This window comes from Kitasatospora sp. NRRL B-11411 (genome assembly GCF_000721345.1).
Taxonomy (GTDB): Bacteria; Actinomycetota; Actinomycetes; order Streptomycetales; family Streptomycetaceae; genus Kitasatospora; species Kitasatospora cineracea.
Map to the genome: position 1 here is coordinate 16,411 of NZ_JOGH01000055.1, position 21,818 is coordinate 38,228.

At 76.4% G+C, this 21,818-nt stretch carries 19 protein-coding genes and 2 pseudogenes; 12 read left to right on the forward strand and 9 right to left on the reverse strand.

What is annotated here, in order from left to right; genetic code table 11:
* The first annotated feature begins 163 nt into the window (after positions 1–163).
* Positions 164–724 (forward strand): MarR family winged helix-turn-helix transcriptional regulator, encoded by a 561-nt coding sequence (locus IH44_RS0123215; protein ID WP_051817215.1) that lies wholly within the window; start codon positions 164–166, stop codon positions 722–724.
* Between the two features lie 106 nt (positions 725–830).
* On the opposite strand, the pseudogene IH44_RS41315 reads toward IH44_RS0123215, so the two are convergent.
* From IH44_RS41315 to mptB, 3 genes and pseudogenes are all read right to left on the reverse strand, one after another.
* A pseudogene (locus IH44_RS41315) lies at positions 831–1,961 on the reverse strand (DUF4037 domain-containing protein).
* A gap of 71 nt (positions 1,962–2,032) precedes the next feature.
* A complete protein-coding gene (locus IH44_RS0123225; RefSeq protein ID WP_051817216.1) occupies positions 2,033–3,301 on the reverse strand; it encodes a glycosyltransferase 87 family protein in 1,269 nt (422 codons plus the stop codon).
* Positions 3,295–4,974: a polyprenol phosphomannose-dependent alpha 1,6 mannosyltransferase MptB gene (gene mptB / locus IH44_RS49450; RefSeq protein ID WP_051817217.1), complete on the reverse strand. Its 1,680-nt coding sequence runs from the start codon at positions 4,972–4,974 to the stop codon at positions 3,295–3,297. The genes IH44_RS0123225 and mptB overlap by 7 nt, the downstream gene beginning before the upstream one ends.
* 333 nt (positions 4,975–5,307) lie before the next feature.
* Between mptB and IH44_RS0123235 the strand changes: the two genes are divergently transcribed.
* The 3 genes from IH44_RS0123235 (at position 5,308) to IH44_RS0123245 (ending at position 7,547) form a co-directional block, all read left to right on the forward strand.
* A complete protein-coding gene (locus IH44_RS0123235) occupies positions 5,308–6,219 on the forward strand; it encodes a GNAT family N-acetyltransferase (protein ID WP_035956151.1) in 912 nt (303 codons plus the stop codon).
* Positions 6,216–7,154 carry a 1-acyl-sn-glycerol-3-phosphate acyltransferase gene (locus IH44_RS0123240; RefSeq protein ID WP_063759667.1) on the forward strand — a complete coding sequence of 313 codons (939 nt, stop codon included), beginning with the start codon at positions 6,216–6,218 and terminating at the stop codon, positions 7,152–7,154. Before IH44_RS0123235 ends, IH44_RS0123240 begins: the two co-directional genes overlap by 4 nt.
* Before the next feature lie 126 nt (positions 7,155–7,280).
* Positions 7,281–7,547 carry a metal-sensitive transcriptional regulator gene (locus tag IH44_RS0123245; RefSeq protein ID WP_030461630.1) on the forward strand — a complete coding sequence of 89 codons (267 nt, stop codon included), beginning with the start codon at positions 7,281–7,283 and terminating at the stop codon, positions 7,545–7,547.
* Between the two features lie 206 nt (positions 7,548–7,753).
* Here the strand turns inward: IH44_RS0123245 and IH44_RS0123255 are convergent, their stop codons facing one another.
* Together IH44_RS0123255 and IH44_RS0123260 are read right to left on the reverse strand one after the other, a co-directional pair.
* Positions 7,754–8,020, reverse strand: coding sequence for a metal-sensitive transcriptional regulator (locus tag IH44_RS0123255; protein ID WP_030461631.1), 267 nt, complete (start codon positions 8,018–8,020; stop codon positions 7,754–7,756).
* Between the two features lie 203 nt (positions 8,021–8,223).
* The gene (locus tag IH44_RS0123260; protein WP_030461632.1) at positions 8,224–9,594 is read right to left on the reverse strand and encodes a rhodanese-like domain-containing protein; all 1,371 of its coding nucleotides are present in this window, start codon (positions 9,592–9,594) and stop codon (positions 8,224–8,226) included.
* A 236-nt stretch (positions 9,595–9,830) separates the two neighbouring features.
* On the opposite strand from IH44_RS0123260, the gene IH44_RS0123265 reads away from it, so the two are divergent.
* The 3 genes from IH44_RS0123265 (at position 9,831) to IH44_RS0123280 (ending at position 12,058) form a co-directional block, all read left to right on the forward strand.
* The gene (locus IH44_RS0123265) at positions 9,831–10,271 is read left to right on the forward strand and encodes a rhodanese-like domain-containing protein (RefSeq protein ID WP_051817218.1); all 441 of its coding nucleotides are present in this window, start codon (positions 9,831–9,833) and stop codon (positions 10,269–10,271) included.
* Positions 10,268–11,335, forward strand: a complete 1,068-nt coding sequence (locus tag IH44_RS44425; RefSeq protein WP_081967060.1) for a TSUP family transporter — start codon at positions 10,268–10,270, stop codon at positions 11,333–11,335. Before IH44_RS0123265 ends, IH44_RS44425 begins: the two co-directional genes overlap by 4 nt.
* Positions 11,336–11,482: 147 nt before the next feature.
* Complete coding sequence (locus IH44_RS0123280) at positions 11,483–12,058, forward strand: rhodanese-like domain-containing protein (RefSeq protein ID WP_030461634.1); 576 nt, start codon at positions 11,483–11,485, stop codon at positions 12,056–12,058.
* 206 nt (positions 12,059–12,264) lie between these two features.
* Here IH44_RS0123280 and IH44_RS0123285 read toward each other — a convergent pair whose 3' ends face one another.
* Both IH44_RS0123285 and IH44_RS0123290 read right to left on the reverse strand, forming a co-directional pair.
* Complete coding sequence (locus IH44_RS0123285) at positions 12,265–12,510, reverse strand: hypothetical protein (protein WP_123820881.1); 246 nt, start codon at positions 12,508–12,510, stop codon at positions 12,265–12,267.
* Between the two features lie 134 nt (positions 12,511–12,644).
* Positions 12,645–13,475, reverse strand: a complete 831-nt coding sequence (locus tag IH44_RS0123290; protein ID WP_030461636.1) for a pentapeptide repeat-containing protein — start codon at positions 13,473–13,475, stop codon at positions 12,645–12,647.
* A gap of 356 nt (positions 13,476–13,831) precedes the next feature.
* Here IH44_RS0123290 and IH44_RS0123295 point away from each other — a divergent pair, with 356 nt between their 5' ends.
* On the forward strand, positions 13,832–15,544 hold the full coding sequence (locus IH44_RS0123295; RefSeq protein ID WP_051817219.1) for a SpoIIE family protein phosphatase: 1,713 nt from the start codon (positions 13,832–13,834) through the stop codon (positions 15,542–15,544).
* A gap of 253 nt (positions 15,545–15,797) precedes the next feature.
* A pseudogene (locus tag IH44_RS48310) lies at positions 15,798–15,980 on the forward strand (GntR family transcriptional regulator); the annotation flags it as partial.
* 118 nt (positions 15,981–16,098) lie between these two features.
* Here IH44_RS48310 and IH44_RS0123300 read toward each other — a convergent pair.
* A complete protein-coding gene (locus tag IH44_RS0123300) occupies positions 16,099–16,830 on the reverse strand; it encodes a nucleotidyltransferase domain-containing protein (protein WP_030461638.1) in 732 nt (243 codons plus the stop codon).
* Positions 16,831–16,934: 104 nt separating this feature from the next.
* Positions 16,935–18,170, reverse strand: coding sequence for a hypothetical protein (locus tag IH44_RS0123305; protein WP_198545027.1), 1,236 nt, complete (start codon positions 18,168–18,170; stop codon positions 16,935–16,937).
* A gap of 185 nt (positions 18,171–18,355) precedes the next feature.
* Here IH44_RS0123305 and IH44_RS0123310 point away from each other — a divergent pair, with 185 nt between their 5' ends.
* The 3 genes from IH44_RS0123310 to IH44_RS0123320 all read left to right on the forward strand — a co-directional run.
* On the forward strand, positions 18,356–19,627 hold the full coding sequence (locus tag IH44_RS0123310; protein ID WP_051817221.1) for a glycosyltransferase family 1 protein: 1,272 nt from the start codon (positions 18,356–18,358) through the stop codon (positions 19,625–19,627).
* Entirely contained in the window at positions 19,624–20,856 is a 1,233-nt protein-coding gene (locus tag IH44_RS0123315) for a glycosyltransferase (protein ID WP_035956153.1), read from the forward strand. Before IH44_RS0123310 ends, IH44_RS0123315 begins: the two co-directional genes overlap by 4 nt.
* A gap of 64 nt (positions 20,857–20,920) precedes the next feature.
* Positions 20,921–21,818: SGNH/GDSL hydrolase family protein (locus IH44_RS0123320; protein ID WP_081967062.1), on the forward strand; the 898-nt coding region annotated here is incomplete at its 3' end.

Below are 21,818 nucleotides of genomic sequence, written 5' to 3' on the forward strand. Positions count from 1 at the left end.
CCCGCCCGGAGCCCGCCGTCTGCACCGTCGGCGGCGCGTCGCTGCGCCGGACGGGTGAGCGGGCGGCGCGGCTGCCCCGGCGGGGGGACCAGCCGTGGTGGGCGGCAGGGCCCTCTCCGGAAGGGCTGGCCTGACGGGACATCAGCCATTAGGGTAGGTCTTCATGTTGAAGGACGTACACAATTCCGGGCCGGTCGAGGACACCGACGGCCACCTCTACGACCCCGGCGTGCGCGCCGCCATGAGCGCGTTCGACCCCGACGGAGACACGCTCGCCCTGGAGGCCGCAGCCGCGGTCCGCTCCGCCTCGCAGGCCGTCGACCGGCTCCGCTCGCACGGCGCGGGCGGACGCGGCCTCAGCTCCGGGGCGCTCGACGTGCTCGCCCGGCTCGCCGGCGCCGACCCGGCGGGCCTGAGCATCGGCGAACTCGCCCGCGCGGGCGGCGTCAGCTCGCGCAACGTGACCGGCCTGGTCGACACCCTGGAGGGCGAGGGCCTGGCCCGCCGCGTCCCCGACCCCGACGACCGGCGCTCGGTGCGCGCCACCATCACCCCCGCGGGCCGCGACTGGCTCGACGACTTCCGCGTCCCCACCCGGCGCGCGATGGCCGCGGTCTTCCGCGGCTTCACCCCCGGGGAGCTGGCCGCCTTCCGGCACCTGTGCCTGCGCGTGGTCGCCAACCAGCAGCAACTGGAGCAGCACCTGGGCCGCGGCGGACGCTGACCGGCCGCCCGCGCCGCCCGCGCCGTCCCTCGGCCGGAGTTCCTGCACGAGCGCGCGCACGGGCACTTCCCGCTGGCGGCCGGTCAGCGCCTCCCGACCGGCCCCGTCAGTCCTCCCCCGCCAGGGCGTCGACGGCGGCGCGGACGACGCCCGGGTGGGCCAGCAGGTCGGTGCTGTCGGCCCACTGGTCGACGGCGCCGATCAGCGGGCGGTCGCGCAACTGCGGTTCGGTGACGGTGCGTTGCAGGGCGCGGGCGAAGCGGTCGGCATGCAGGACCGGGTACGGGCGGCTGTGGTAGCGGCGGCGGGCCGGGTCGAGCGGCTCGGTCAGCCCGAGCGCGTTGTGCGCGCGGGCCGCGGCCTCGTACGCCTCGGCCAGGTGGCGGGCTTTCGCGGCCGGGTCGGGGGCGGCGAGGGCGGCGCGCAGGGCCGGGGCGAGGGCGGGGCCGGTGTCGAGGCGGGCGAAGGCGCTGCCGAGCCACTTGCCGTACGGGGCGTAGCGGCGGCCCATCAGGAGGGCGAGCCGCATCAGGTCGCGGACCAGGCGGGCGGTGGTCACGGCGGCGCCGAGGTCGTCGCCCGTCTCGGCGCAGCGGCCGACGAACGCCTCCTCCTGGGCGATCCGCTGTCACTGGCAGGCCAGCAGGTGGCGCCACACCTGGTCGGGGTACCAGCGCAGGCGGGCGCGGGCGGCGGTGAGCGTGCCGGGGCCGTCGTGGAGGACGGCGCCGCCGGTGAACTCGGCGAGCCGCTGCTGCGGGAGGGCCAGCCAGTCGGTGGCGGACGGTTCGGCGGCGGCCCAGGCGGCGGCGGGCGGGCCGAGGCGCTCGGCGAGCCAGCCGGGCAGGTCGTGGACGGTGACCCGGTGGTCGACCGGGCCGTCGGCGGGGGCCAGGTGGCTGACCGGGTCGTCCGGGTCGCCGCTGCCGCGGTAGTGGGTGGACCAGCCGCGGATCCGGCCGGGGAGGCGTTCGGCGAGCAGCCGGTGCAGGGCGGGGCCGTGCCGGCGGGCGTCGTCCGGGGCGAGGAAGAGCTGCAGGCGCGGGCCCCAGTCGTGGTCGGTGGAGCGCGCGCTGTCGAGGCCGAGCACCTCGGAGCCGGGGCCGATCCGGGCCGCGGCGTACGGCAGGCCCGGGTGGGTGTCCGCCAGGATCGGCCGGACCGCCTCCTCATACAGGGCCCGGGCGAGGTCCAGCCCGGGGACGAAGGGCGGGTCCGGCGGGGCGGGTGCGGTCATGCGGCCCACTGTGGCGGAGCGGGTCGGGCGGGGTCCACCGCTTATCCCCGCGGCGGGGCGGGGCCGCCCGTTCAGCCGACGGGGGCCGGGCGTTCGCGGGCGGGGGCGGTGCGCTGCGGGAGGCGGACGGCGGGGGCGGTGGCCTGCTGCGGGCGGGCCGGCGGGCGCGGTTCCTCGGGGTGGCGGCGGATCGGCAGGGCGAGCAGCAGGCCGAGGGTGGCCAGGACGTACGCGCTGCCGCCGAACAGGGTGCCGAGGTCGCGGCCGTCGGGGCGCCAGAGCCACACCATGCCGCTGGAGAGCACGAGTTGGAGCAGCCAGCAGAGGGTGAGCAGGGTGCGGCGGCGCCGGGTGCGGTCCAGTGCGGCGTCGGCGAGGACGACCAGGGCGGGCAGCATCCACACCAGGTGGTGCACCCAGGTGATCGGGCTGACCAGGCAGCAGGCGATGCCGGTGAGGCTGTACGCGGCGAGGCTGTCGCGGGCCGCTTCGGCCCGGTGCAGGCGGTACGCCCAGAGCGCGAGGACGGCCAGCGAGGCGGCCACCCACAGGGCGCGGCCGGGGAGTTGGGGGCCGAGCCGGGCGATCAGGCCCTGCAGGGACTGGTTGGACATGTTGGCGAAGCCGCCGACCCGGTCGGTGTCCCAGAGGGTGACGGTCCAGAACTGGCGGGAGACCTCCGGGCCGGCCAGGAAGCCCGCCCCGGTGGCGCCGAGCGCGGTGGCGGTGGCCGTCGCGGCGGCCCGCCACCGGCGGGTCAGCAGCAGGTGGACGATGAACAGCGCCGGGGTCAGCTTGATCGCGGCGGCCAGTCCGGTGCCCACCCCGGCAAGCAACTGCCATTTCCTGCTGGTGAATTGACGGCTCGTCAGCTCACGGTCGGCGAACACCAGGGCGACCAGCAGCAGGTTGACCTGGCCGAAGCTGAAGGTGTCGCGGACGGGGTTGCTCAGGCCGCACAGGCAGGCCGCGAGGCCGAACGCGTACCAGCGGCACCAGCCCCGGCGGCGGGCGATCGGGTCGACGATCCAGTACAGCAGCAGCGCGGTGGCGACGGCGGACAGCGCGACCCCGACCGCGATCGCCGGGTGCCAGCCGAGCAGCCGCATCGGCAGCATGCAGACGGCCGCGAACGGCGGGTAGGTGAACCCGTACGGGGTGCCGGGCCGGACGTAGTCGTAGAGCTGCCCGGTCGCGGCCCAGTGCCGCACCGTGCCGTAGTACACGCCGGCGTCGAACCAGCCCCGGTGGCCCGGGATGAACGCCAGGATCAAGGTGGTGGCCAGGACGGCGACGGCGAGCACCGCAGTCCTGGCGGTGGTGGTGCCGCGGGTCAGCACGCCGGCTGCCTTTCCTGGAAGGTGAGTTGACGCTCCGTCAGCATGACCGCGGCCGCCCCGAGGACGAGGCCGCCGGCCGCCAGCACCAACTCGGCGGAGTCCGGCTCGAATCCGTCCGGCATGACGGCGAACGCCAGTGCCGCGCAGGCGAGTTCCACCGCCCGGCGGGCACCGGCGGTCCGGGCCGCGAGCGCGGCCGGGACGGCGCACCACAGCGCGTACCAGGGCCGGAAGGCCGGTCCGAGCGCGACCACCGCCCCGAACGCGAGCGCCAGGGCCGCCACCGGCCCGCTCCCCCGCCGCGCCACCCGCACCGCCAGTAGGACGACCGCCGCCACCGCCACCGCCGCCCCGAGCAGCCGGGCGCCCGCGACCGGCCCCTCCGGCGCGATGCCCGCCAGCGCGGCGGCCAGCCGGCCCAGCCCGCTGCTCGGCGACCAACTGCTCGCGGTGGCCGGGGTCGTGAGCGCGGAGACCCAGCCGTAGCCGGTCCCGGCCACGGCGGTGACGGCGGCCGTGGTGCCGGCGGCGACCGCCAGGACCGCGGCGGCGCAGCGCAGCCGGTGGCCGCGGTCGGGGGCCGCGCCCGGACGGGGCGCAGCGGCCCGACCGGGCCCGGCGCGGAAGACGCGGAAGGCGCGGGTCGGGGTTCCGGCCCACCGGGTCCCGACCGCAGCCGGGTGGGGGCCGCGGCGGAGCGCGGTGGTCGGACGGGGCGGGCCGTCCGGGGGCGGGACGGCGGTGGCGAGCCACCAGGCGGCGGGGAGGGCGAGGGCGGCGGGGGCCTTGGTCAGGGCCGCCAGGGTGATCAGGGCGGCGGCCGGCAGGGGCCGGCGGCGGGTGGCGGCGAGCAGGCCGGCGAGCATCAGGGCGAGCGGGACGGCGTCATTGTGGGCCCCTGCGACCAGGTGCAGCAGGACCAGCGGGTTGAGCGCGCCCAGCCGCAGCGCGGTCGCCGGGTCGGTGCCCAGGGCGCGGGCGAGGGCCGGGAGCAGGGCGGCCAGGGCGGCGACGGCCAGGACGGCGGTCAGCCGCAGCAGCAGGACCCCGGCGTACGGGTGGTCGGCGAGCGGGGCGGCGGCCCGGGCCAGCAGCAGGAAGGCGGGCCCGTAGGGGGCCGGGGTGTGCTGCCAGACCTGGGGTATCTGCTGGGCGATCGGGCCGCCGAGCGCGGCGGGCCCGTCCGCGTAGACGTCGAACCCGCCCGCCAGCATGGCCCCTTGGGCGAGGTAGCTGTAGGCGTCGCGGCTGAACAGCGGCGGCAGGAGCAGCAGCGGGGCGGCCCACCAGGCCAGGGTGGCCGTCAGCCAACGGGTGCGGGCGGCGGAACGGCCGGCCGCGGGAAGGCCGTTGCCGGACGGCGCGCCGGCGGACAGGGCTTCGGCAGGTAGGGCGTTGGCGGGCAGGGCTTCGGCGGGCAGGGCGTTGGCGGGCAGCGCGTCGGCAGGTGGGGCGCCGGCGGAGCGGCCGAGCAGGAGCCAGGCGGCGGTGAGGACGGTCAGGCCCGCGAAGACCAGGACGGTGCCCGCGCCGCCGGAGGCGCGCAGGGTGGGGCCGGTCGCGGCGGCGGGCAGAGCGCCGGAGGTGAGTGCGCCGGCCGCGAGGGCGAGCGAGCCCAGCAGTCCGAGCCACCGGTACCGGCTCGGGTAGGCGTTCGCGCCCGTGTTCGGCATGTCGGGAACGCTGGCAGAGCGCCGTGGCCCCCGGGGGAAGAGTCGGCGTCCGGCGGGTGGCCGCGGGGCGTCCGGCTCATGCTGTCCGCAGGCCGGGGCGGGTGCGGGGGTCAGGGCGCCCCGGAGGGGCCGTACCTGGCATTCAGCATGTGCACATCTGGTCTCCCTCGGCCGTCCACCTCAGTGCCAGGCGGGTCGGGGAGACATACGGGAGCCGCCCGCGGCCGGTACCGCCCGACCGGTGGTCCGGGTGCGAGCGCCCGTGTCGTTGCGTGTCGTCCCGTGCCGTCCGTCGCCACCCTATCGCGCCCCGAGATCCCGGAGAGTCCCGCCATGACCACCGCCCCCGCCCGTCCCGGACAGCTCCCCGCCGCCGCCCCGGCCGCCGCCCGGCTCGCCCCGAGCCGGCTCCCGGAGCCCCAACAGCCCTCGTACCAGCTGGTGTTCGCCCGCACCGCGGAGGACGTGCGGGCCGCCCAGCGGCTGCGCCACCAGGTGTTCGCGGACGAGATGGGCGCGGTGCTCGACTCGCCGCTGCCCGGCCTGGACGCCGACCCGTTCGACGAGTTCTGCGACCACCTGCTGGTGCGCGAGCAGCCCACCGGCGAGGTGGTCGGCACCTACCGGCTGCTGCGGCCCGAACAGGCGCGCCGCGCGGGCCGGTTGTACTCCGACACCGAGTTCGACCTGGCCCGGCTGGGCGGGCTGCGGGACGGCATGGTGGAGGTCGGGCGGTCCTGCATCGCCGCGGCGCACCGCGGCAACGGCGCGGTGATCAACCTGATGTGGGGCGGCATCGCCCGCTACATGACCGCCACCGGCAACGCCTGGCTGGCCGGCTGCTGCTCGATCCCGCTGGCCGACGGCGGCGCGACCGCCGCCGGGGTGTGGGACGCCGTCTCCGCCAAGCACCTGGCCCCGCAGCAGTACCGGGTCGCCCCGCTGCGCCCGTGGTCGGCCGAGGGCGTGGCCCGGGCGGGCCGCACCCCGGTCCCCGCCCTGCTGCGCGGCTACCTGCGGCTGGGCGCCTGGGTGTGCGGCGAGCCCGCGTACGACCCGGACTTCAACGTGGCCGACCTGTACGTGCTGCTGTCGCTGGAGCGCACCGACCCGCGCTACCTGCGGCACTTCCTGGCCGCGGCGGCGGACCTGCCGCTCTCCGCGATCACCGGCGGGGACACCCGTCCCGCCGCCGACCCGGTTGCCGGCGACGGCACTTCGCGCGGAACGGCGACGGCGGCATGAGCGCCTGGCTGCCGACCGCGCCGTGCACGCCCGGCGACTGCGTGACGGTCGCCGGGCCCCGCGCGGGGGTGGCGCACCGGGTGCTGCGGCTGGCCGGGTGCCTGGCGGTGCTGGTCGCCGGGGTGCTGGTGGCGCCGCTGGTGCGCGCGCTGGCCTGGCTGCCGGCGGAGCGGCTGGTGCGCTGGTGGTCGCGGCTGCTGCTGGCCTCGCTGGGCGTGCGGGTGCGGCCGATCGCCGCGCCGGGCCGGCAGGCCGGCGGGTCGCTGCTGGTGTCCAACCACGTCTCGTGGCTGGACGTCCTGCTGGTCGCGGCCGTCCGGCCGGGCCGGATGCTGGCCAAGACCGAGGTCGGCCGCTGGCCGGTGCTCGGCCCGCTGACCTCCTGGGGCGGCACCATCTTCATCGACCGGGACCGGCTGCGGGCACTGCCCGGCACGGTCGAGGAGATCGCCGCGGCGCTGCGCCGCGGCGAGCGGGTGGTGGTCTTCCCGGAGGGCAGCACCTGGTGCGGACGCGGCGGCGGCCGGTTCCGCCCGGCGCTGTTCGAGGCGGCGGTGCGGGCCGACGTGCCGGTGCAGCCGCTGACGCTGCGCTACCGCACCGCGGACGGGCGGCCGAGCACGGCGCCGGCGTTCGTCGGCGAGGACGGGCTGCTGGCCTCGATGTGGCGGGTGGTGTCGGTGCGCGGCCTGACCGCGGAGGTCGAGTTCCTGCCGCAGCTGCCGCCCGCGCTGTTCCCCGGCCGCCGCCAGCTCGCGGCGGCCGCCCAGCGGGTGGTCGACCGGCGCCGCCTCCCGGACGGCGCCCCGTCCGACGCCCCCGGCTGCGCGGCCTGCGCCCACCCCGTCGAACGTCCGGTCCGCAGCCCGGAGGCGCCCGGGCCACGGACCGGCACGGGGGTCGCGGCGGGCGTGGCGGCGGAGGCCGGACGGTAACCGGGCAGGTCGGGGGGCGGCTCGGGCGGTTCGTGTGCCCGCGGTGCCCGAACGGTGGCCGGGACGGAACGGCGGGGTGTCTCCCGTATGATCGGGCGAGTTCGGAAAAGGGCGAGGAGGTGCTCGATGCAGGTGGACGAAGAGGCCGTCGGCGCTGTGCTGAACCGGCTGCGCCGGGCACAGGGCCAGCTGAACGGCGTGATCGCGATGATCGAAGCAGGCCGCGACTGCAAGGACGTGGTCACGCAACTCGCCGCCGTCTCGCGCGCGTTGGACCGCGCCGGGTTCAAGATCCTGGCGAGCGGGATGCGGCAGTGCCTGGCCGAGGCCGAGGAGGGCGCCGCGCCGATGAGCGAGGCGGAGCTCGAGAAGATGTTCCTGACCCTGGCCTGACCGGTCTGACCGGTCTGACCGGCTTGCCCAGCCGTCCGCCCGGCTGCCTGTGCACGCTGCTGTCGTGCTGCTCTGCGGCCTCTCGTGGCAGCGCGCTCCTCCGGGCAGCGCGTTCTCCGCCGTACGCCGCCCCGTGACGCACCGCGCCGGAGCGCGCGGTGCGTCGTCGTTGTCGTCGTTGCCGTCGTCGTCGTACGGTCGTCGGCTCAGGCCAGGGCCAGGAAGAGCTTCTCCAGTTCGGCCTCGCTCATCGGGGCGGTGCCTTCCTCGGCCTCGGCCATGCACTGGCGCATGCCGCTGGCCACGATCTTGAACCCGGCACGGTCCAGGGCCCGGGACACGGCGGCGAGCTGGGTCACCACGTCCTTGCAGTCGCGGCCGGCCTCGATCATCGCGATTACGCCGGCCAGCTGGCCCTGTGCCCGGCGCAGCCGGTTCAGTACCGCGCCGACGGCCTCGTCGCCCACCTGCATCGGGTCTCCTCCTCGTGCTCGGCGGGCGGCCTCCGCCGCCCACCCCTGTGTTCCGTGCCGCGTATCAGCCTGTCCTGGTACACCGTGGCACGCGTCGTGACGTTCTGCTCATACCCCCACCCGTATCAACCCGTCCGGCGGACGGCGCATTCCCCCGCCCGCCGGACGTCCCCGCTCCGCTGCTGCCCTGCCGGTCGGCCGGTTCAGGCCGCGGCGGCCCAGGCGCCGTAGCCGCCGAGCAGGTCGGAGGTCTGCGGGTGGCCGTGGTGGCGCAGCAGGCTGGCCGCGATGGAGGAGCGGTGGCCGCCGGCGCAGTGCACCACGACGGCGCGGTCCTGCGGTATCTCGCCGAGGCGGTGCGGGAGTTCGGCCAGCGGGAGGTGGACGGAGCCGGGGATGCTGCCCTCGGCGCGCTCGCCCTCGCCGCGGACGTCGACGACCAGCGGCGGTTCGGCGCCGGCGAGTTCGGTGCGCAGGTCGGCGACGGTGCGGCGGGGGGCCTGGCGCATCTGCTCGGGTACGGTGCGGAAGGCGGTCTCGGGGTCGGCGAGGTACCCGGCGACGCGGTCGAAGCCGATCCGGGCGAGCCGGGTGACGGTCTCCTGCTCGCGGCCCTCGGGGGCGATCACCAGCAGCGGCCAGGCCGGGTCGAGGACGGTGCCGGACTGCTCGGCGAAGCGCCCGTCGGCGGGGACGTTGACGGCTCCGGCGAGGTGTCCGGCGGCGAACTCCAGCGGGTCGCGGGCGTCGACCACGACGACGCCGTCGGCGCGCCGGGCGAGGAAGGCGTCGGCGTCCAGCGGGACGGCGAGGGCGGCGGCGTCGAACAGTTCGCGGTCGCGGCGGTTGAGGTCGGCGTCGTAGCCGAAGTAGCCGGGGGCGGTGGGCTGTCCGGCGGTGACGATGCCCACGAACTCGTCCTCGGTCATCGGCGCGCAGGCGTAGTTGGTGGCACGCTGCTGCCCGATGGTGGACTGCCGCTCGGTGGACAGGTTCTTGCCGCAGGCCGAGCCGGCGCCGTGCGCGGGGAAGACCCGGACCTCGTCGGGCAGCGCCATCAGCTTGTGCTGGACGCTGTCGTAGAGCATCCGGCCGAGCCGGTCGGCGGTGACGCCCGCGGAGGCCAGCAGGTCGGGGCGGCCGACGTCGCCGACGAACAGCGCATCGCCGGTGAGCACCCCATACGGGACGGGGTCGGCGGCCCGCTCGCGGACCAGGACGCTGATCGACTCGGGGGTGTGGCCCGGCGTCTCCATGATCTCCAGGACGACCTCGCCGAGGCTGATCCGCTCGCCCTCGGCGAGCTTGCGGATCGGGTACTCGGTCTCGGCGCGCCGCCCGTAGCCGATCCAGGCGCCGGTGCGGGCGGCGAGTTCGAGGTGGCCGGAGAGGAAGTCGGCGTGGAAGTGGGTGTTGATGACGCCCTCGACCGTGAAGCCGCGGGCCTCGGCCTCCGCGAGGTACTCGTCCACGTCCCGGCGCGGGTCGACCACCACGGCGCGGCCGGTGGTCTCGTCCGCGATCAGGTACGAGGCCTGGGAGAGGCAGTCGAGGTAGTACTGGGCGAAGAACACGAGGGTCCTCTTCTCTGCATCGGGCGGGCGCCGGGCACGGCCCGGTCGGTTTCGATACCCCCATGGGTATTATTGCAGGCAGTTCACTGCCAGGAGGGCCGACCGGTTGATACCGGCGGGGGGATATGCTCGACACCAACGATATACCCCCGCCGGTATCTTCCCGGAGGACGGCCCCGCCGCCCGGAGAGCCGCCGGAACCCTCACGTACCGCCCCGCCACCCCTGGAGGACACCGTGGCCTGGACCCCCAAGCCGCCCGCGCCCGCACAGATCGACCCCGCCGCGGCGCACCGCCTGGCCACCACCGGCGAGGCGCTGCTGCTCGACGTCCGCGAGCCCGAGGAGCACGCCGAGGTGCACGCGCCCGGCTCGCTCCTCGTCCCGCTCGGCGCCCTCGGCGCCCTCGACGAGGGCAGCGCCGGCGGCGGCGCTGGTGACGGTGGCGGTGGCGGTGGCCTGGGTGCTGTGCGGGCCGCGGCCGGTGGGCGGCTGGTGCTGGCGGTGTGCCGGTCCGGCGCCCGCTCGCAGACGGCCACCGAGCTGCTGAACGCGCACGGGGTGCCGACGGTGAACGTGGTCGGCGGGATGCGCGCCTGGCTCCGGGACGGGCTGCCCGCGCACCGGAACGACCTGCCCGCACACCGGGACGCGTGTCACTGCGGCGGCGCGATATGAGCAGCGTCGTCCTGCTGGCGCTGGTCGCCGGCGCGGTGGTCGGCCTGGCGCTGGGCGGACTCGGTGGCGGCGGCAGCATGCTGGCCGTCCCCGCGCTGATCTACCTGATCGGGCTGACGCCCGGCACCGCGACCACCGCCAGCCTGCTGATCGTCGCCGTGACCTCGCTCACCGGCCTGCTCGCCCACGCCCGGGCCGGACGCGTCCGCTGGCGCGAAGGACTGCTGTTCGGCGCAGCCGGACTCCCGCTCGCCGCCCTCGGCGGCGCCCTCTCCCGCCACCTGCCCGGCCCGGCCCTGACCGCCGCGTTCGCCCTGCTGGCCGGCCTGGCCGCCTGGCGGATGCTGGCGGGCGGACGACGGACGGACGCCGCCCCCAGCGCGGACGGCGGCGGAGGTGGCGGCGGCGCGGATGGCGGCCCGGAGCCGATACAGCTACGGCACCCCGCTTACGGATCGGCAGCGGTCGAGAGGCCCGGATCCGGGCCCGCGCGCGTTTCCGTTCCGACGCCCGCTCCTGCTCCTGCTCCCAGCGGCGCGGTTGTCACCGCCTCGGCAGTGACGATGACAGTGACGGCGGCGACGGCAACCGCGTCCGTCTCCGCGGAGATGGTCCCTGCAGGGATGAACTCCGAACCGTGCCCCCTCCCGGAGCCTCTCGGCCCGGCGGCCCCGCTCCCGGCCCCCGCCCGGGTTCCGGCTTCGGCGCGGCGCTCTGCGCTGGCGGGGGCGGGGCTGGGGGCGGCGACCGGGGTACTGGGTGTCGGTGGCGGGTTCCTCGCGGTGCCCGCGCTGGTGTCCTTCCTGGCGTTCCCGATGGCCGAGGCGATCGGGACCAGCCTGCTGGTGATCACCCTCAACTCGCTGGCGGCGCTGCTGCCCCGGCTCGGCGGGGCCGCCGAGATCCCGTGGTCGACGGTCGGACCGTTCGCGGCCGCCGCGATCCTCGGCGCCTGGGACGGCAAGCGGCTCGCCGCCAAGCTGTCCGGCCGCACGCTGCAGCGGCTGTTCGCCGGTGCGCTGCTCGCCGTCGCCGCCCTGATGCTGGTGGACGCCATGCTCTGACCCCCGCCCCGTGCGCGTCCCCTCCGCTCCCCCACCAGCGCCCGCCGCGCGGAGACCTCCCCCGATTTTCCCTTCCCGTTTCCCCCTTTCCCCCTCCCCCGGCCGTCCGTACGCGCCGGGTCCCCCCCGAAAGGTTCACCCGCTCCGATGACCACCCCCCTGACCGTCGACCAGCTCCAGCCCCGCCTGCACCAGCTGATCGTCATCGACGTCCGTTCGCCCGGCGAGTTCGCCGGCGGCCACATCCCCGGCGCCCACAACGTGCCGCTCGACCAGCTGTCGCAGGCCCTACCCGCGCTGCGGGCCGCCGCCGAGCGCGGCGAGCTGGCCATCACCTGCGCGTCCGGCGCCCGTGCGCTGAACGCCTGCGAGCAGTTGGCGGCGGCCGGTGTGCGGGCGCTGCTCGTCGACGGCGGCACCGCTGCCTGGACGGCCAACGGCGGGGCGCTGAACCGGGTGCCGGGCCAGAAGATCCGCTGGGCGATGGACCGGCAGGTCCGGCTGGTGGCCGGTTCGCTGGTGCTGGCGGGTGTCGTCGTCGACCTCGCCGTCCCGGGCGTGCGCTGGGTGTCGGCCGCGGTCGGCGGCGGCCTGCTGTTCTCGGCCGTCAGCAACACCTGCGCGATGGGCTCGCTGCTGGGCAAGCTCCCGTACAACCGCCCGCGCAACTCCGGTGCCGCGCTCGACGCGACGCTCACCGCGCTGCGCGACGGCGGCAAGTAACACGCACGAACTGACGCCTCGTCAGTCGATTTTCCGCCTCGGCGGGTTCGGCCCCCGGCGCCCTCTCCCCTGGTCGGGAGGGCACCGGGGGCCTTCTCATGACCGCGCACGTCCCCGCGCACGTCCCCACCCACGCCCCGCGCATGCCCCGCGCACACCCCGCCATCGCCCCCGCGGGCTCCGACTCGGCGTTGCCGAACGGGTGTTCAGCGCCCGGCGGCCTCGCCCTGGGGGGCGGGTGCGGACGTGGCCGTGGTGGCGGTCGGGGTGCAGGAAGCGGCGGGGGCGGCGGTGTTGTAGTGGCTGGCCAGCCAGAAGCCGACCAGCAGGCCCGCCACGCCGAGTGTCTTGTGGCGGTTGCGCTTCCACCACGAGGGCGTGCCGGCTGCCATGAAACGCAGTTGGGTGAAGTCCGGATGCTCGCTGGGCGGTGCGTCCTTGAACATTCCCATCGCGGATGATCCTCCTCTCGCGTCGGGGAGTTCATGACCATACGCCCGGTTCCGCCCTGACCGCAGGCAATTAATCCCGATTCACGGGTCTGCGCGCGCCCCCGCGCGCCCCCCTTCCGCGCCCCCGCGTGCTCTCACCAGTGCGCGGGGCGGGCCAGCACGGTGCCGAGGAGGGTGGTGGAATCGCCCTTGGCGGCGTTGAGTTGGGCCTGGGTGAGGAACAGCGCCCCGGTCAGGTCGGCGCCCCGCAGGTCGGCGTCGCGCAGGTCCGCGCCGATCAGGTCGGCGCCGCGCAGGTCGGCGCCGGAGAGGTCGGCCGCGATCAGGTAGGCGCCGCGCAGGTTGGCCCCGCGCAGGTCCGCACCGCGCAGGCGGGCCCCGATCAGGTCGGCTCCCCGGTGGTTGCGCTTCTTCCCGGGCAGCGCGTTCCTGGTCAACTCGCTGGCCTTGAGCAGGAGTTCGCTGGTCTCGGCGCGGATCGCGGGCACGTCGGCGGCGAGCAGCGCGGCGGCGTCCCGGCGGGTCAGCTGTTCGATCCCGTCCAGCGCCCGGCGGAGTTCGGCGTGCACCGGCCTGGCCTTCGGCAGCTCCAGTGCTTCGGCCAAGTACCAGAGCAGTTCGTGGAGTTGGCGCATCACCGGGAAGGTCTCGAACATCTGCCGGGCGGTCTCCCGGTCCTCGCGCCAGCTGCGCCCCTCGAAGGTGTGCTGGGAGACCTTCTGCCCGGCGCCGAAGCAGTCGAACACCGTGCAACCCTGGTAGCCGCGTTCGCGCAGCGCGGGGTGGATCCCGCAGCGGTAGTCGGCCTGGAGGTTGCGGCAGGGCGTGCCCGCACTCTTGTTCGCCGCGAAGTCCGCGGACTTGGCGAAGGGCAGGGCGACGCAGCACAGCCCGAAGCAGGCGGAGCAGTCGGCGAGCAGGTCGAGTCGACGGCCGGTCGGGACGGGGTGCTGCTGGTCGGTCACGGTGCGGGTTCTCCTGCGGCGGGGGCGGGTCGATCGGTCCATTCTCTCCCGGACCGCCCCCGCCCGGTCCCCCGGCCACCTGCTGACCCGTCCACTCGCCCGCCCGCCTATCCGCCTACCGCCCGCCCGTCCGTCCGTCCGGCACCGGTCCGGTCGGCGGCGAGGCAAAGCTTGGCAAAAACCTCGCTCCGACCGGTGTACGCACCGTGTCGGGTTCGGGTCCGGGCGGGTTGGCCGAGTATGGTGCGGTCCCCGGGTGCGGATCATCCGGGAGACGGACACCGAGCTGTGCGGTACGGCGACGCGCCGGGCCCGTCGACGGCTCCACGGGGGACGTGGTGAGGGAGGAGTCACGGGTGCGGCCCGAATCGGCGGGCGACAGCTCGACGGATTCGCTGCTCACGGCTGTCTCCGCGGCCCTGCGGGTGGACCGCGACGCGCTGGCCGACGCCCTGCTCGGCCAGTTGCCCGTCGCGGTCGCGGTGCTCGACGCCGACCTGCGCTGGCGCTACCTGAACCCGCCGTTCCGGCAGGTCACCGGCGTGTCGCCGACGGCCGTGCTGGGGCGGGCCGCCGCGGATCCGGACCCGGCCGTCCCGCACGTCCTGGCCGACGGGCGGCCGCGCTCCGGGACGTTCGCCGGGCGGGCCGCCGACTTCCGCCGGCTGGAGGTCGCCGGCGCGCCGACCGGGGTGCTGGTCGTGCTGCCCGGCGGCGCCGACACCCACCGGGCCGAACTCGAACGCACCCGGGCCCGGTTCGCCCTGCTGGAGGCCGGTTCGGAGCGGATCGGCACCACCCTCGACCCGGACACCACCTGCGCGGAACTCGCCGCGTTCGCCGTCCCCGACTTCGCCGCCCTCGCCCTCGTCGACGTCCTGCCGCTCGACACGCCCGACACCGCCGCACACCCCGCCCCCGGCACCGACCGGGAGCGGGACCGGCCGCGGCTGCGCTGGCGGCGAGCCGCCGTGGCCCGCGAGCAGGCCCCGCCCGGCGCCGCGCCGTCGTCCGCCGTCCCACCGCCCGCACCTGCCGCCGGGACGGTGCGCCACCGCCCCGGCTCGGTGGCCGCCCGGGCGCTCGCCGAGGGCCGCCCGGTGGTCGCCAACCTGGTGTCCGCCGACGAGCTGGCGGCGCTGCTCCCGGACGAGGCCGCGCTGTCCGCGGGCCGCGGCGCCGGGGTGGACTGCCTGCTCGCCGTCCCGCTGACCGCCCGCGGCCGTCCGATCGGCGTGCTCACCCTGGCGCGGGCGCACGGCAGTTCGCTCGGGTTCACCGCCGAGGACACCGAGCTGCTCGCCGCGATCGCCGGGCGCGCCGCGCTCACCCTCGACCACGCCCGGCGCTACGCCCGCTCGCAGAACACCGCCCTGGAGCTCCAGCGGGCCCTGCTCGCCGAACCCGGCAGCCCGCACCCCAACCTCGAACTCGCCTCCCGCTACCTGCCGTCCGGGATCACCTCGGTGGTCGGCGGCGACTGGTACGAGACGGTGCGGCTGCCGTTCGGCCGGACGCTGCTCGCCATGGGCGACGTGATGGGGCACGGCGTCGAGGCCGCCGTCGACATGAGCAACTACCGCTCCACGCTGCGCTACGTCGCCGCCATGGACCTGCCGCCGCACCGGATCCTGCGCCAGCTGGACGCGCTGATCGCCGAGCAGGAGAACGCCCGCCCCGCGACCTGCGTCCTGGCCCTCGCCGACCCGGCCCGGGCCCGCTGGACCCTCGCCAGTGCCGGGCACCTGCCGCCCGCGCTGCTCACCTCGCACACCACCGAACTGGTCGAGGTCCCGACCGGCCCCCCGCTGGGCACCGGCGTCGGCGGCTACGAGCAGACCGTGACAGAGCTGCGCGCCGACCACGCCCTGCTGCTGTACACCGACGGCCTGGTCGAACGGCGCGGCGAGGACATCGACGTCTCGCTCGCCCGCCTCTCCGCGCTCCGGCTCCCCGCCGACGGCCCGCTCGACTCCCTGCTGGACGGCACCCTCGCCGCACTGGCCCCGGAGGACGCCGAGGACGACATCGCCCTGCTCGCGGCCCGGGTCCGCCACCGGCCGTCCTGACCGGCGATCGCCTCCGACCCGAACTGATGATCCGTCAACTTCCTCTCCATCCACCCGACTTGGAACCGATGCCAGCGGCTTTGCGGGTCGTTCGCCGCCAGGTTCCAGCCCGGGCCGGCCTTCCCCCCGGCACACCCGCCAGGGCACGCACCCGCACCCTGACCGGAGTCACCGAACGCCTGCGGCTCCGAACGCGTCGGCGATCGGCGCGACGAGCGAGGCGAAGCGCTGGGCGCCCGCGTTGCCGATCGGGGCCCACAACCTGGCCCGCCGCCGGTCGGCGCACCGCAACCCCGACCGGAACGGCGCCGAGGAACACCGCAAGCTGGAAGAAGCAACACTGGCCCGCGACGCCGACGCCGACGCCGCAGCCGCGATCCTGGTCCGGCACCTCACCTTGACCGCTGCGGCTCTGACCGACGATTCAGGCCGGGCCGCCCGGGCTCAGCCGAGTCACCGGCATCGGACTCAGCCCCCTGGTCCCGCCATGACCCGGCTCACCACTTCGTCGCGCTCCTCGGCGCGGCGCACCGCCGCACTCGGCGCGCCACTCCTCACCGTTTACCGTCGGCGGCCGGGGGCCAGTCGCGGCGGTAGCCCGCCGAGAGCGGGCCGCCGGCCAGGCCGAGCGCGGCGCCGGCGGCCGCCAGCAGCGCGGCGGGGTCGCCGGTCTCGCCCAGGGTGCGATGGGCCGCCAGGAGGCGGGCGCCGAGGTCGGGGTCGGCGGCGAGCAGGCGGCGCGGGAACCACTTGCCCGTTCCGGTCCAGGCCCGGCGGTGGTCGCTGAGCAGGTCGGCGGCGGTACGGAGGACCTCGGCGCCGACGGCCAGCGCCTCCAGGCGGTCCGGCGCGTCAGCCAGGTCGTCCAGCAGGTCGGTCAGCGCGTAGCGCAGGTTCTCGCGCTGCTCGGCCGGGAGCGGGGGTGGTCCGGCCAGCAGTTCGGCCCGGCAGTCCTCGGCGATCCGGGCGGCGTGGCCGTCGCGGTCCAGCAGGACCAGCCCGGTCGCGTACAGCTGCTGGACCACTCCTCGGCGGGAGGCGGCGTCGAAGGCCCGCAGCTCGTCGAGCCCGGCCCGGGTGTGCGCGAACACCTCGGCCACCCGGCCCTCGTGGCGCAGCGTCTCGCGGTGGGTGCTGCGGCCGTCGGGCAGCAGGACGGCCAGGTCGAGGTCGCTGCCCGCTCGGGCCCGCCCCGCCGCCACGGATCCGGCCAGCACCACGGCTGACGCGTCGGGGTGGAGTTCGGCGACGAGCCTCCTGGCCTGGTCGATCAGCGTCTCTCGCATGCGCACAGCCTGTCACACGGCCGGTCTCGCACCTCACCCGCCCGGGGCGCGAACGGGGAGCGCCCACGCCCGCCCGCCGATTCGGGAGCCGCCCTGACGAATCGTCAGCCCACGGTTCCCCCGCGCCCGCCACCCGAGGCCCGGGAGCCGCGAGGACCGCGCGGACTGCGCGGCCCACGAGCGCCGCGGGCGCGGCGGGCCCGGTCGGCGGCGTAGGCCGCACCGGCGGCGAGGGCGATCAGGAGCGCGGTGGCGAGGTGTCCGCCGGCCAGGTCGAGGCCGAGGAAGAGCACGAACAGGAAGGCCGCGACCGGGAGCAGCAGGGCGAGCAGGGTCTGGCCGAGGACGGCGATGGTCGCGGTGCGGGCGTACGCCTCCTCGCCCTGCGCACCGGGGCCGGCACCGGCACCAGCACCAGTGTCGCCGGCAGCCCCGGCGGCGCGTGCCTCCTCGGGCCAGTAGAAGGCGGTGGCGCGCCGGGCGAGGGCGGTGGTGGCGCGGACGTTGGCGCGCCCCATGACGGGGATCCACACCACGGGGAAGGCGAGTCCGACGACCACCAGGAGGCCGGTGCCGACCCAGCCCGCGATCCGGCGGACCGGGCCGCGGTGGTCCTCGCCGATGGCGACCAGGCCGAGCAGGTAGACCATCCGCCGGATCATGTCCAGCCGGGACGGGCGGGTCGGCGGCTCGCCCTCGGGCTCGGCCTCGGCCGCGGCGTCCGCCTCGGCGGTGGCGGCCAGCGCGGCGCGGGCGTCCGGGACGGTGGGGTACACGCCTTGCAGGACGAGGAGTTCGGCGCTGCGCTCGGTGCGGTCGCCGTCCGCTCCGGCGAGGGCGGCGAGTTCGAGGACCATCCGGGCCTGGGCGAGCATCCCGGCGCAGAACGCCACCGGGACGAGGAGGATGAGCGGCCCGCCGACCACGCAGCCCTCGACCAGGGTCAGCCGGATGCCGTGGGTGATCACGGCCGTGCGCCGCTCGGCGACCGATCCGGCCCCGCCCCCGGCCTCCGCACCCTCCGCGTCCTCCCCAACCTCCACTCCCGCTTCCGCCCCGACCCCGGCCCCGGTCTCCGTCCCGACCCCCGCGCCCGCTCCCGTCCCGGACAGTCCGGCCACCGCTTTCGCCGCCGGCCCCGCCTCCTGCTGCACCGCCAGTACGGCCAGGTGCTCGGGCAGCCGCGCGGCGTCGTGCCGGACGGCCCGCCACAGCTCACCGGCCGCCCCACCGCCCCGCCCGTCCCCCACGGAGGCAGCGGCTCCGTCCGCGGCGTTCGAACCGCCGGACGCGGCCGGATCGCCGTCGGGTGGTGCCGCTCCCCCTCCCGTGTGTTCCATTCCGCCAGCCTACTCGGACAAATCACCGCAAACCTCTCACCGACCGGCACTTCGCCCGGCGCAACGGCTCCCGCTCCCCCGCCGACTCCGCGATTCACACACCCGTGCGGAAATGGCGGCAGACGTTCGTCTGCGCGAAAGATCCCTTTGGCTGGCCGCACGCCCGGGTTGGCCACAACGTTGGCATGCGAGTCGCCATCGTCACCGAGTCCTTCCCTCCCGAGGTCAACGGCGTGGCCCACAGCGTGCTGAGGGCTGCCGAGCACCTCGTCCGGCGGGGCCACCAGCCCCTGGTGATCACCCCCGCCCCGGCCCGGGGTGCGCACTGCCCGCCGCAGTCCTTCGGCCCGGACCTGGAGCCGCTGCCGGTGGTGCGCGTCCCGTCCGTCCCGTTGCCCCGCTACCCGCAGGTGCGCATCGCCCTGCCCAGCCGCAAGCTGGCCGCCGCGCTGACGGCCCACCAGCCGGACGTGGTGCACCTGGCCAGCCCGTTCGTCCTCGGCGCGCGGGCCGCCCGGCTCACCGAGCGGCTGGACCTGCCGACCGTGGCGGTGTACCAGACCGACCTGGCCGGGTACGCGCAGGCGTACCGGATGGGCCGCGGCGCCGGTTCGGCGATCGCCTGGGCGCGGATCCGCTCGGTGCACCGCGCCGCCGCCCGGACGCTGGCGCCGTCCACCCCGGCCGCGCAGGACCTGACCGCGCACGGGGTGCGGCAGGTCCGGATCTGGGCGCGCGGCGTCGACTCGGTGCGCTTCCACCCGGAGCACCGCGACGAGGCGCTGCACCGTTCGCTGGCGCCCGGCGGCGAGGTGCTGGTGGGGTACGTCGGACGGCTCGCCCCGGAGAAGCGGGTCGACCTGCTGGCGGAGGCGTCCCGACTGCCCGGCGTGCGGGTGGTGGTGATCGGGGACGGTCCGAGCGCGCCCGCGCTGAAGGCCGCGATGCCCGGCGCGGTGTTCCTGGGACGCCGCACGGGGGCCGAACTCGCCCGCTGCTTCGCCTCGTTGGACCTGTTCGTGCACACCGGCCCGCTGGAGACCTTCTGCCAGACCATCCAGGAGGCGATGGCCAGCGGCGTACCGGTGGTCGCCCCGGCGGTCGGCGGCCCGCTCGACCTGGTCGGCCACCGGCGCACCGGGCTGCTGGTCGCCCCGCGGGACGCGGGCGCCGTGGCCCGCGCCGTGGCCGACCTCGCCGCCTCCGCCGAACTGCGCGCCCAGTACGGCGCGGCAGGCCGGGCCGAGGTCACCGGCCGCACCTGGGAGGCGGTCGGCGACCAGCTGATCCGGCACTACGAGGAGGTGCTCGCCGAGCACCGCCAACGCATCCGGAACACCGCCACCGTCGCCACCACCCCCGTCATCCCCGCCGTTCCCACCCCTGCTCCCGCTGCTCCCGTTGCTCCCGTCGCCGCCGCCGTCCTCCCGCTCTCGATCGAGGAGCAGCCCGCGTGAACCGTGAAACGGCCCGCACGGACGGCGGGTTGAGCATCGTCCGGGTGGCGAACTTCGTCACTCCCGTCTCGGGCGGCCTGCGGACCGCGCTGCGGCACCTCGGAGCCGGGTACCTGGCGGCGGGGCACCGGCCCGTGCTGGTGGTGCCGGGGCCGGCCCGCACCGACGAGTGGACCGAGCAGGGGCGGGTGATCACGCTGCCGGGGCCGCGCGTCCCGGGCACCGGCGGCTACCGGCTGCTCCGCGACCGGAATCAACTGGCCTCGCTGCTGGAGGAGTTGGCCCCGGACCGGCTGGAGGTATCGGACCGCACCACGCTGCGCTGGACGGGCGCCTGGGCGCGGGCGCACGGGGTGCGGTCGATGATGGTCTCGCACGAGAGCGCCACCGGGGTGCTCGGCGCGTGGGGCGTGCCGCCCGGCACCGCGCGGCAGGTCGCGGACCGGCTCAACTCCCGTACCGCGCAGAGCTATGACACGGTGCTGTGCACGACGGCGTGGGCGGCCGAGGAGTTCGAGCGGATCGGCGCCGGCAACGTCGAACGGGCGCCGCTAGGGGTGGACCTGGAGGTGATGCGGCCGGAGTGCCACGATCCTTCGCTGCGCGCCGAGTTGGCAGATCCGCAGCAGGTGCTGCTGGTGATGTGCTCGCGGCTGTCGGGGGAGAAGAAGCCCGAACGGGCCCTGGAGGCCCTGGCCGAGCTGCGCCGCCGCCACCGCGTCCCGGCCGTGCTCGCGGTCGCGGGCACGGGCCCGCTGCGCGGCCGGCTGGAGCGCCGGGCGGCCGAACTCCGGCTCCCGGTAAGGTTCCTGGGCCACCTGGCGGAGCGTTCCGCAGTGGCGGCCCTGCTGGCCACGGCGGACGCGGTGATCGCGCCGGGCCCGGTGGAGACCTTCGGCCTGGCCGCCCTGGAGACGCTGGCCTGCGGCACCCCCGTCGCGGTCAGCCTCTCCTCCGCGCTCCCCCAGGTGGTCGGCCGGGCCGGCCTCGCGGCTGCCGACACCGGAGCCGGATTCGCCCTCGCCATAAGGGAGTTGTTGGACCGCCCGGAGGCGGAACGGCGAGCCGCCGCCCGCGCCAGGGCGGAGGAGTTCAGCTGGACGGCCGCCACCACGGCCTTCCTCGCCGCCCACCGCGCACCCGCACCCACGCCCGCACCCGCACCCGCCCTCGTTCCTTCCCCGCCCCCTCCCCCGGCCCCGTCCTCCACCCCGGCCACGACCGGGTGAGACCCCAACACCCATCCCCCGCAACGAAGTTCCACCACCTTCCCAGCCCCATCGGAGGGACGTGATGACGGTTCGATTCGCTGCGCTCGGCGACTCCCTCACCGAGGGTGTCGGCGATCCGGTACCAGGGGGGTGGCGGGGCTGGGCGGCCCTGCTCGCGCCCGCCCTCTCACCGGATCCCGTCGAGTTCCGCAACCTGGCCAACAGCGGCGCGCTCAGCCGCGACCTACTGGTCTCCCAACTGCCCACCGCGCTCGCGCTGCGCCCCCGGTACGCGGCGGTCATGGTCGGCGGCAACGACACCCTGCGGGCGTCCTTCGACCTGGAGTCGACGGCCCACCGGTTCGCCTCCGTGCTCTCCTCGTTGACGGCGGTCGGGGCGCTCCCGCTGACCGCGTGCCTGCCCGATCCGGGGCGGCTGCTCGGGCTGCCCGCGCCGCTGGCCCGGCCACTGGCCCGGCGGATGCGCGGCGTCAACGCGGTGGTGCACGCGCTGTCGGCGCACTACGGGGCGGTGCACCTGCACCTCGCGGACCTGCCCTGGACGGAGCACCGGGAGCTGCTGAGCGTGGACCGGCTGCACCCGAGCGCCGCCGGCCACCAGCTGATCGCCCGGGAGTTCCACGCCCTGCTCACCACCGCCGGCCATCCCGTCGGGACGGCGCCCGCGCGCTTGGCGGTGGCACCGCCCGGCCGCGGGGCGGACCTGTGGTGGATGGCCACCCAGGGCACCCGCTGGGTCGCGGCCCGCTCGACCGACCTGCTGCCCGGCCTGATCGCCCTCGCCGCCCTGGAAGCCCGCCACCTGCTGCGCGGCTCCGCCCGCCGCCTCGACCTGGCGGAGGACCGCGCCACCGCCTCGGTCATCGCCCGCCTGACCGCCCCCGCCGCTGTCCCCGCTACTGCCCCCACCCCGATCCTTCCCCCTGCACCCTCACCGATGCCCGCACCCGACCCCGCAC

Bases quoted from the DNA above. Each gene is read 5' to 3' on its own strand.
- IH44_RS0123240 (WP_063759667.1), top strand. From the start codon at position 6,216: ATGAGCGCCTGGCTGCCGACCGCGCCGTGCACGCCCGGCGACTGCGTG.
- mptB (WP_051817217.1), bottom strand. From the start codon at position 4,974: ATGCCGAACACGGGCGCGAACGCCTACCCGAGCCGGTACCGGTGGCTC.
- IH44_RS44425 (WP_081967060.1), top strand. From the start codon at position 10,268: ATGAGCAGCGTCGTCCTGCTGGCGCTGGTCGCCGGCGCGGTGGTCGGC.
- IH44_RS0123285 (WP_123820881.1), bottom strand. From the start codon at position 12,510: ATGGGAATGTTCAAGGACGCACCGCCCAGCGAGCATCCGGACTTCACC.
- IH44_RS0123300 (WP_030461638.1), bottom strand. From the start codon at position 16,830: ATGCGAGAGACGCTGATCGACCAGGCCAGGAGGCTCGTCGCCGAACTC.
- IH44_RS0123255 (WP_030461631.1), bottom strand. From the start codon at position 8,020: ATGCAGGTGGGCGACGAGGCCGTCGGCGCGGTACTGAACCGGCTGCGC.
- IH44_RS0123235 (WP_035956151.1), top strand. From the start codon at position 5,308: ATGACCACCGCCCCCGCCCGTCCCGGACAGCTCCCCGCCGCCGCCCCG.
- IH44_RS0123280 (WP_030461634.1), top strand. From the start codon at position 11,483: ATGACCACCCCCCTGACCGTCGACCAGCTCCAGCCCCGCCTGCACCAG.
- IH44_RS0123305 (WP_198545027.1), bottom strand. From the start codon at position 18,170: ATGGAACACACGGGAGGGGGAGCGGCACCACCCGACGGCGATCCGGCC.
- IH44_RS0123310 (WP_051817221.1), top strand. From the start codon at position 18,356: ATGCGAGTCGCCATCGTCACCGAGTCCTTCCCTCCCGAGGTCAACGGC.
- IH44_RS0123245 (WP_030461630.1), top strand. From the start codon at position 7,281: ATGCAGGTGGACGAAGAGGCCGTCGGCGCTGTGCTGAACCGGCTGCGC.
- IH44_RS0123215 (WP_051817215.1), top strand. From the start codon at position 164: ATGTTGAAGGACGTACACAATTCCGGGCCGGTCGAGGACACCGACGGC.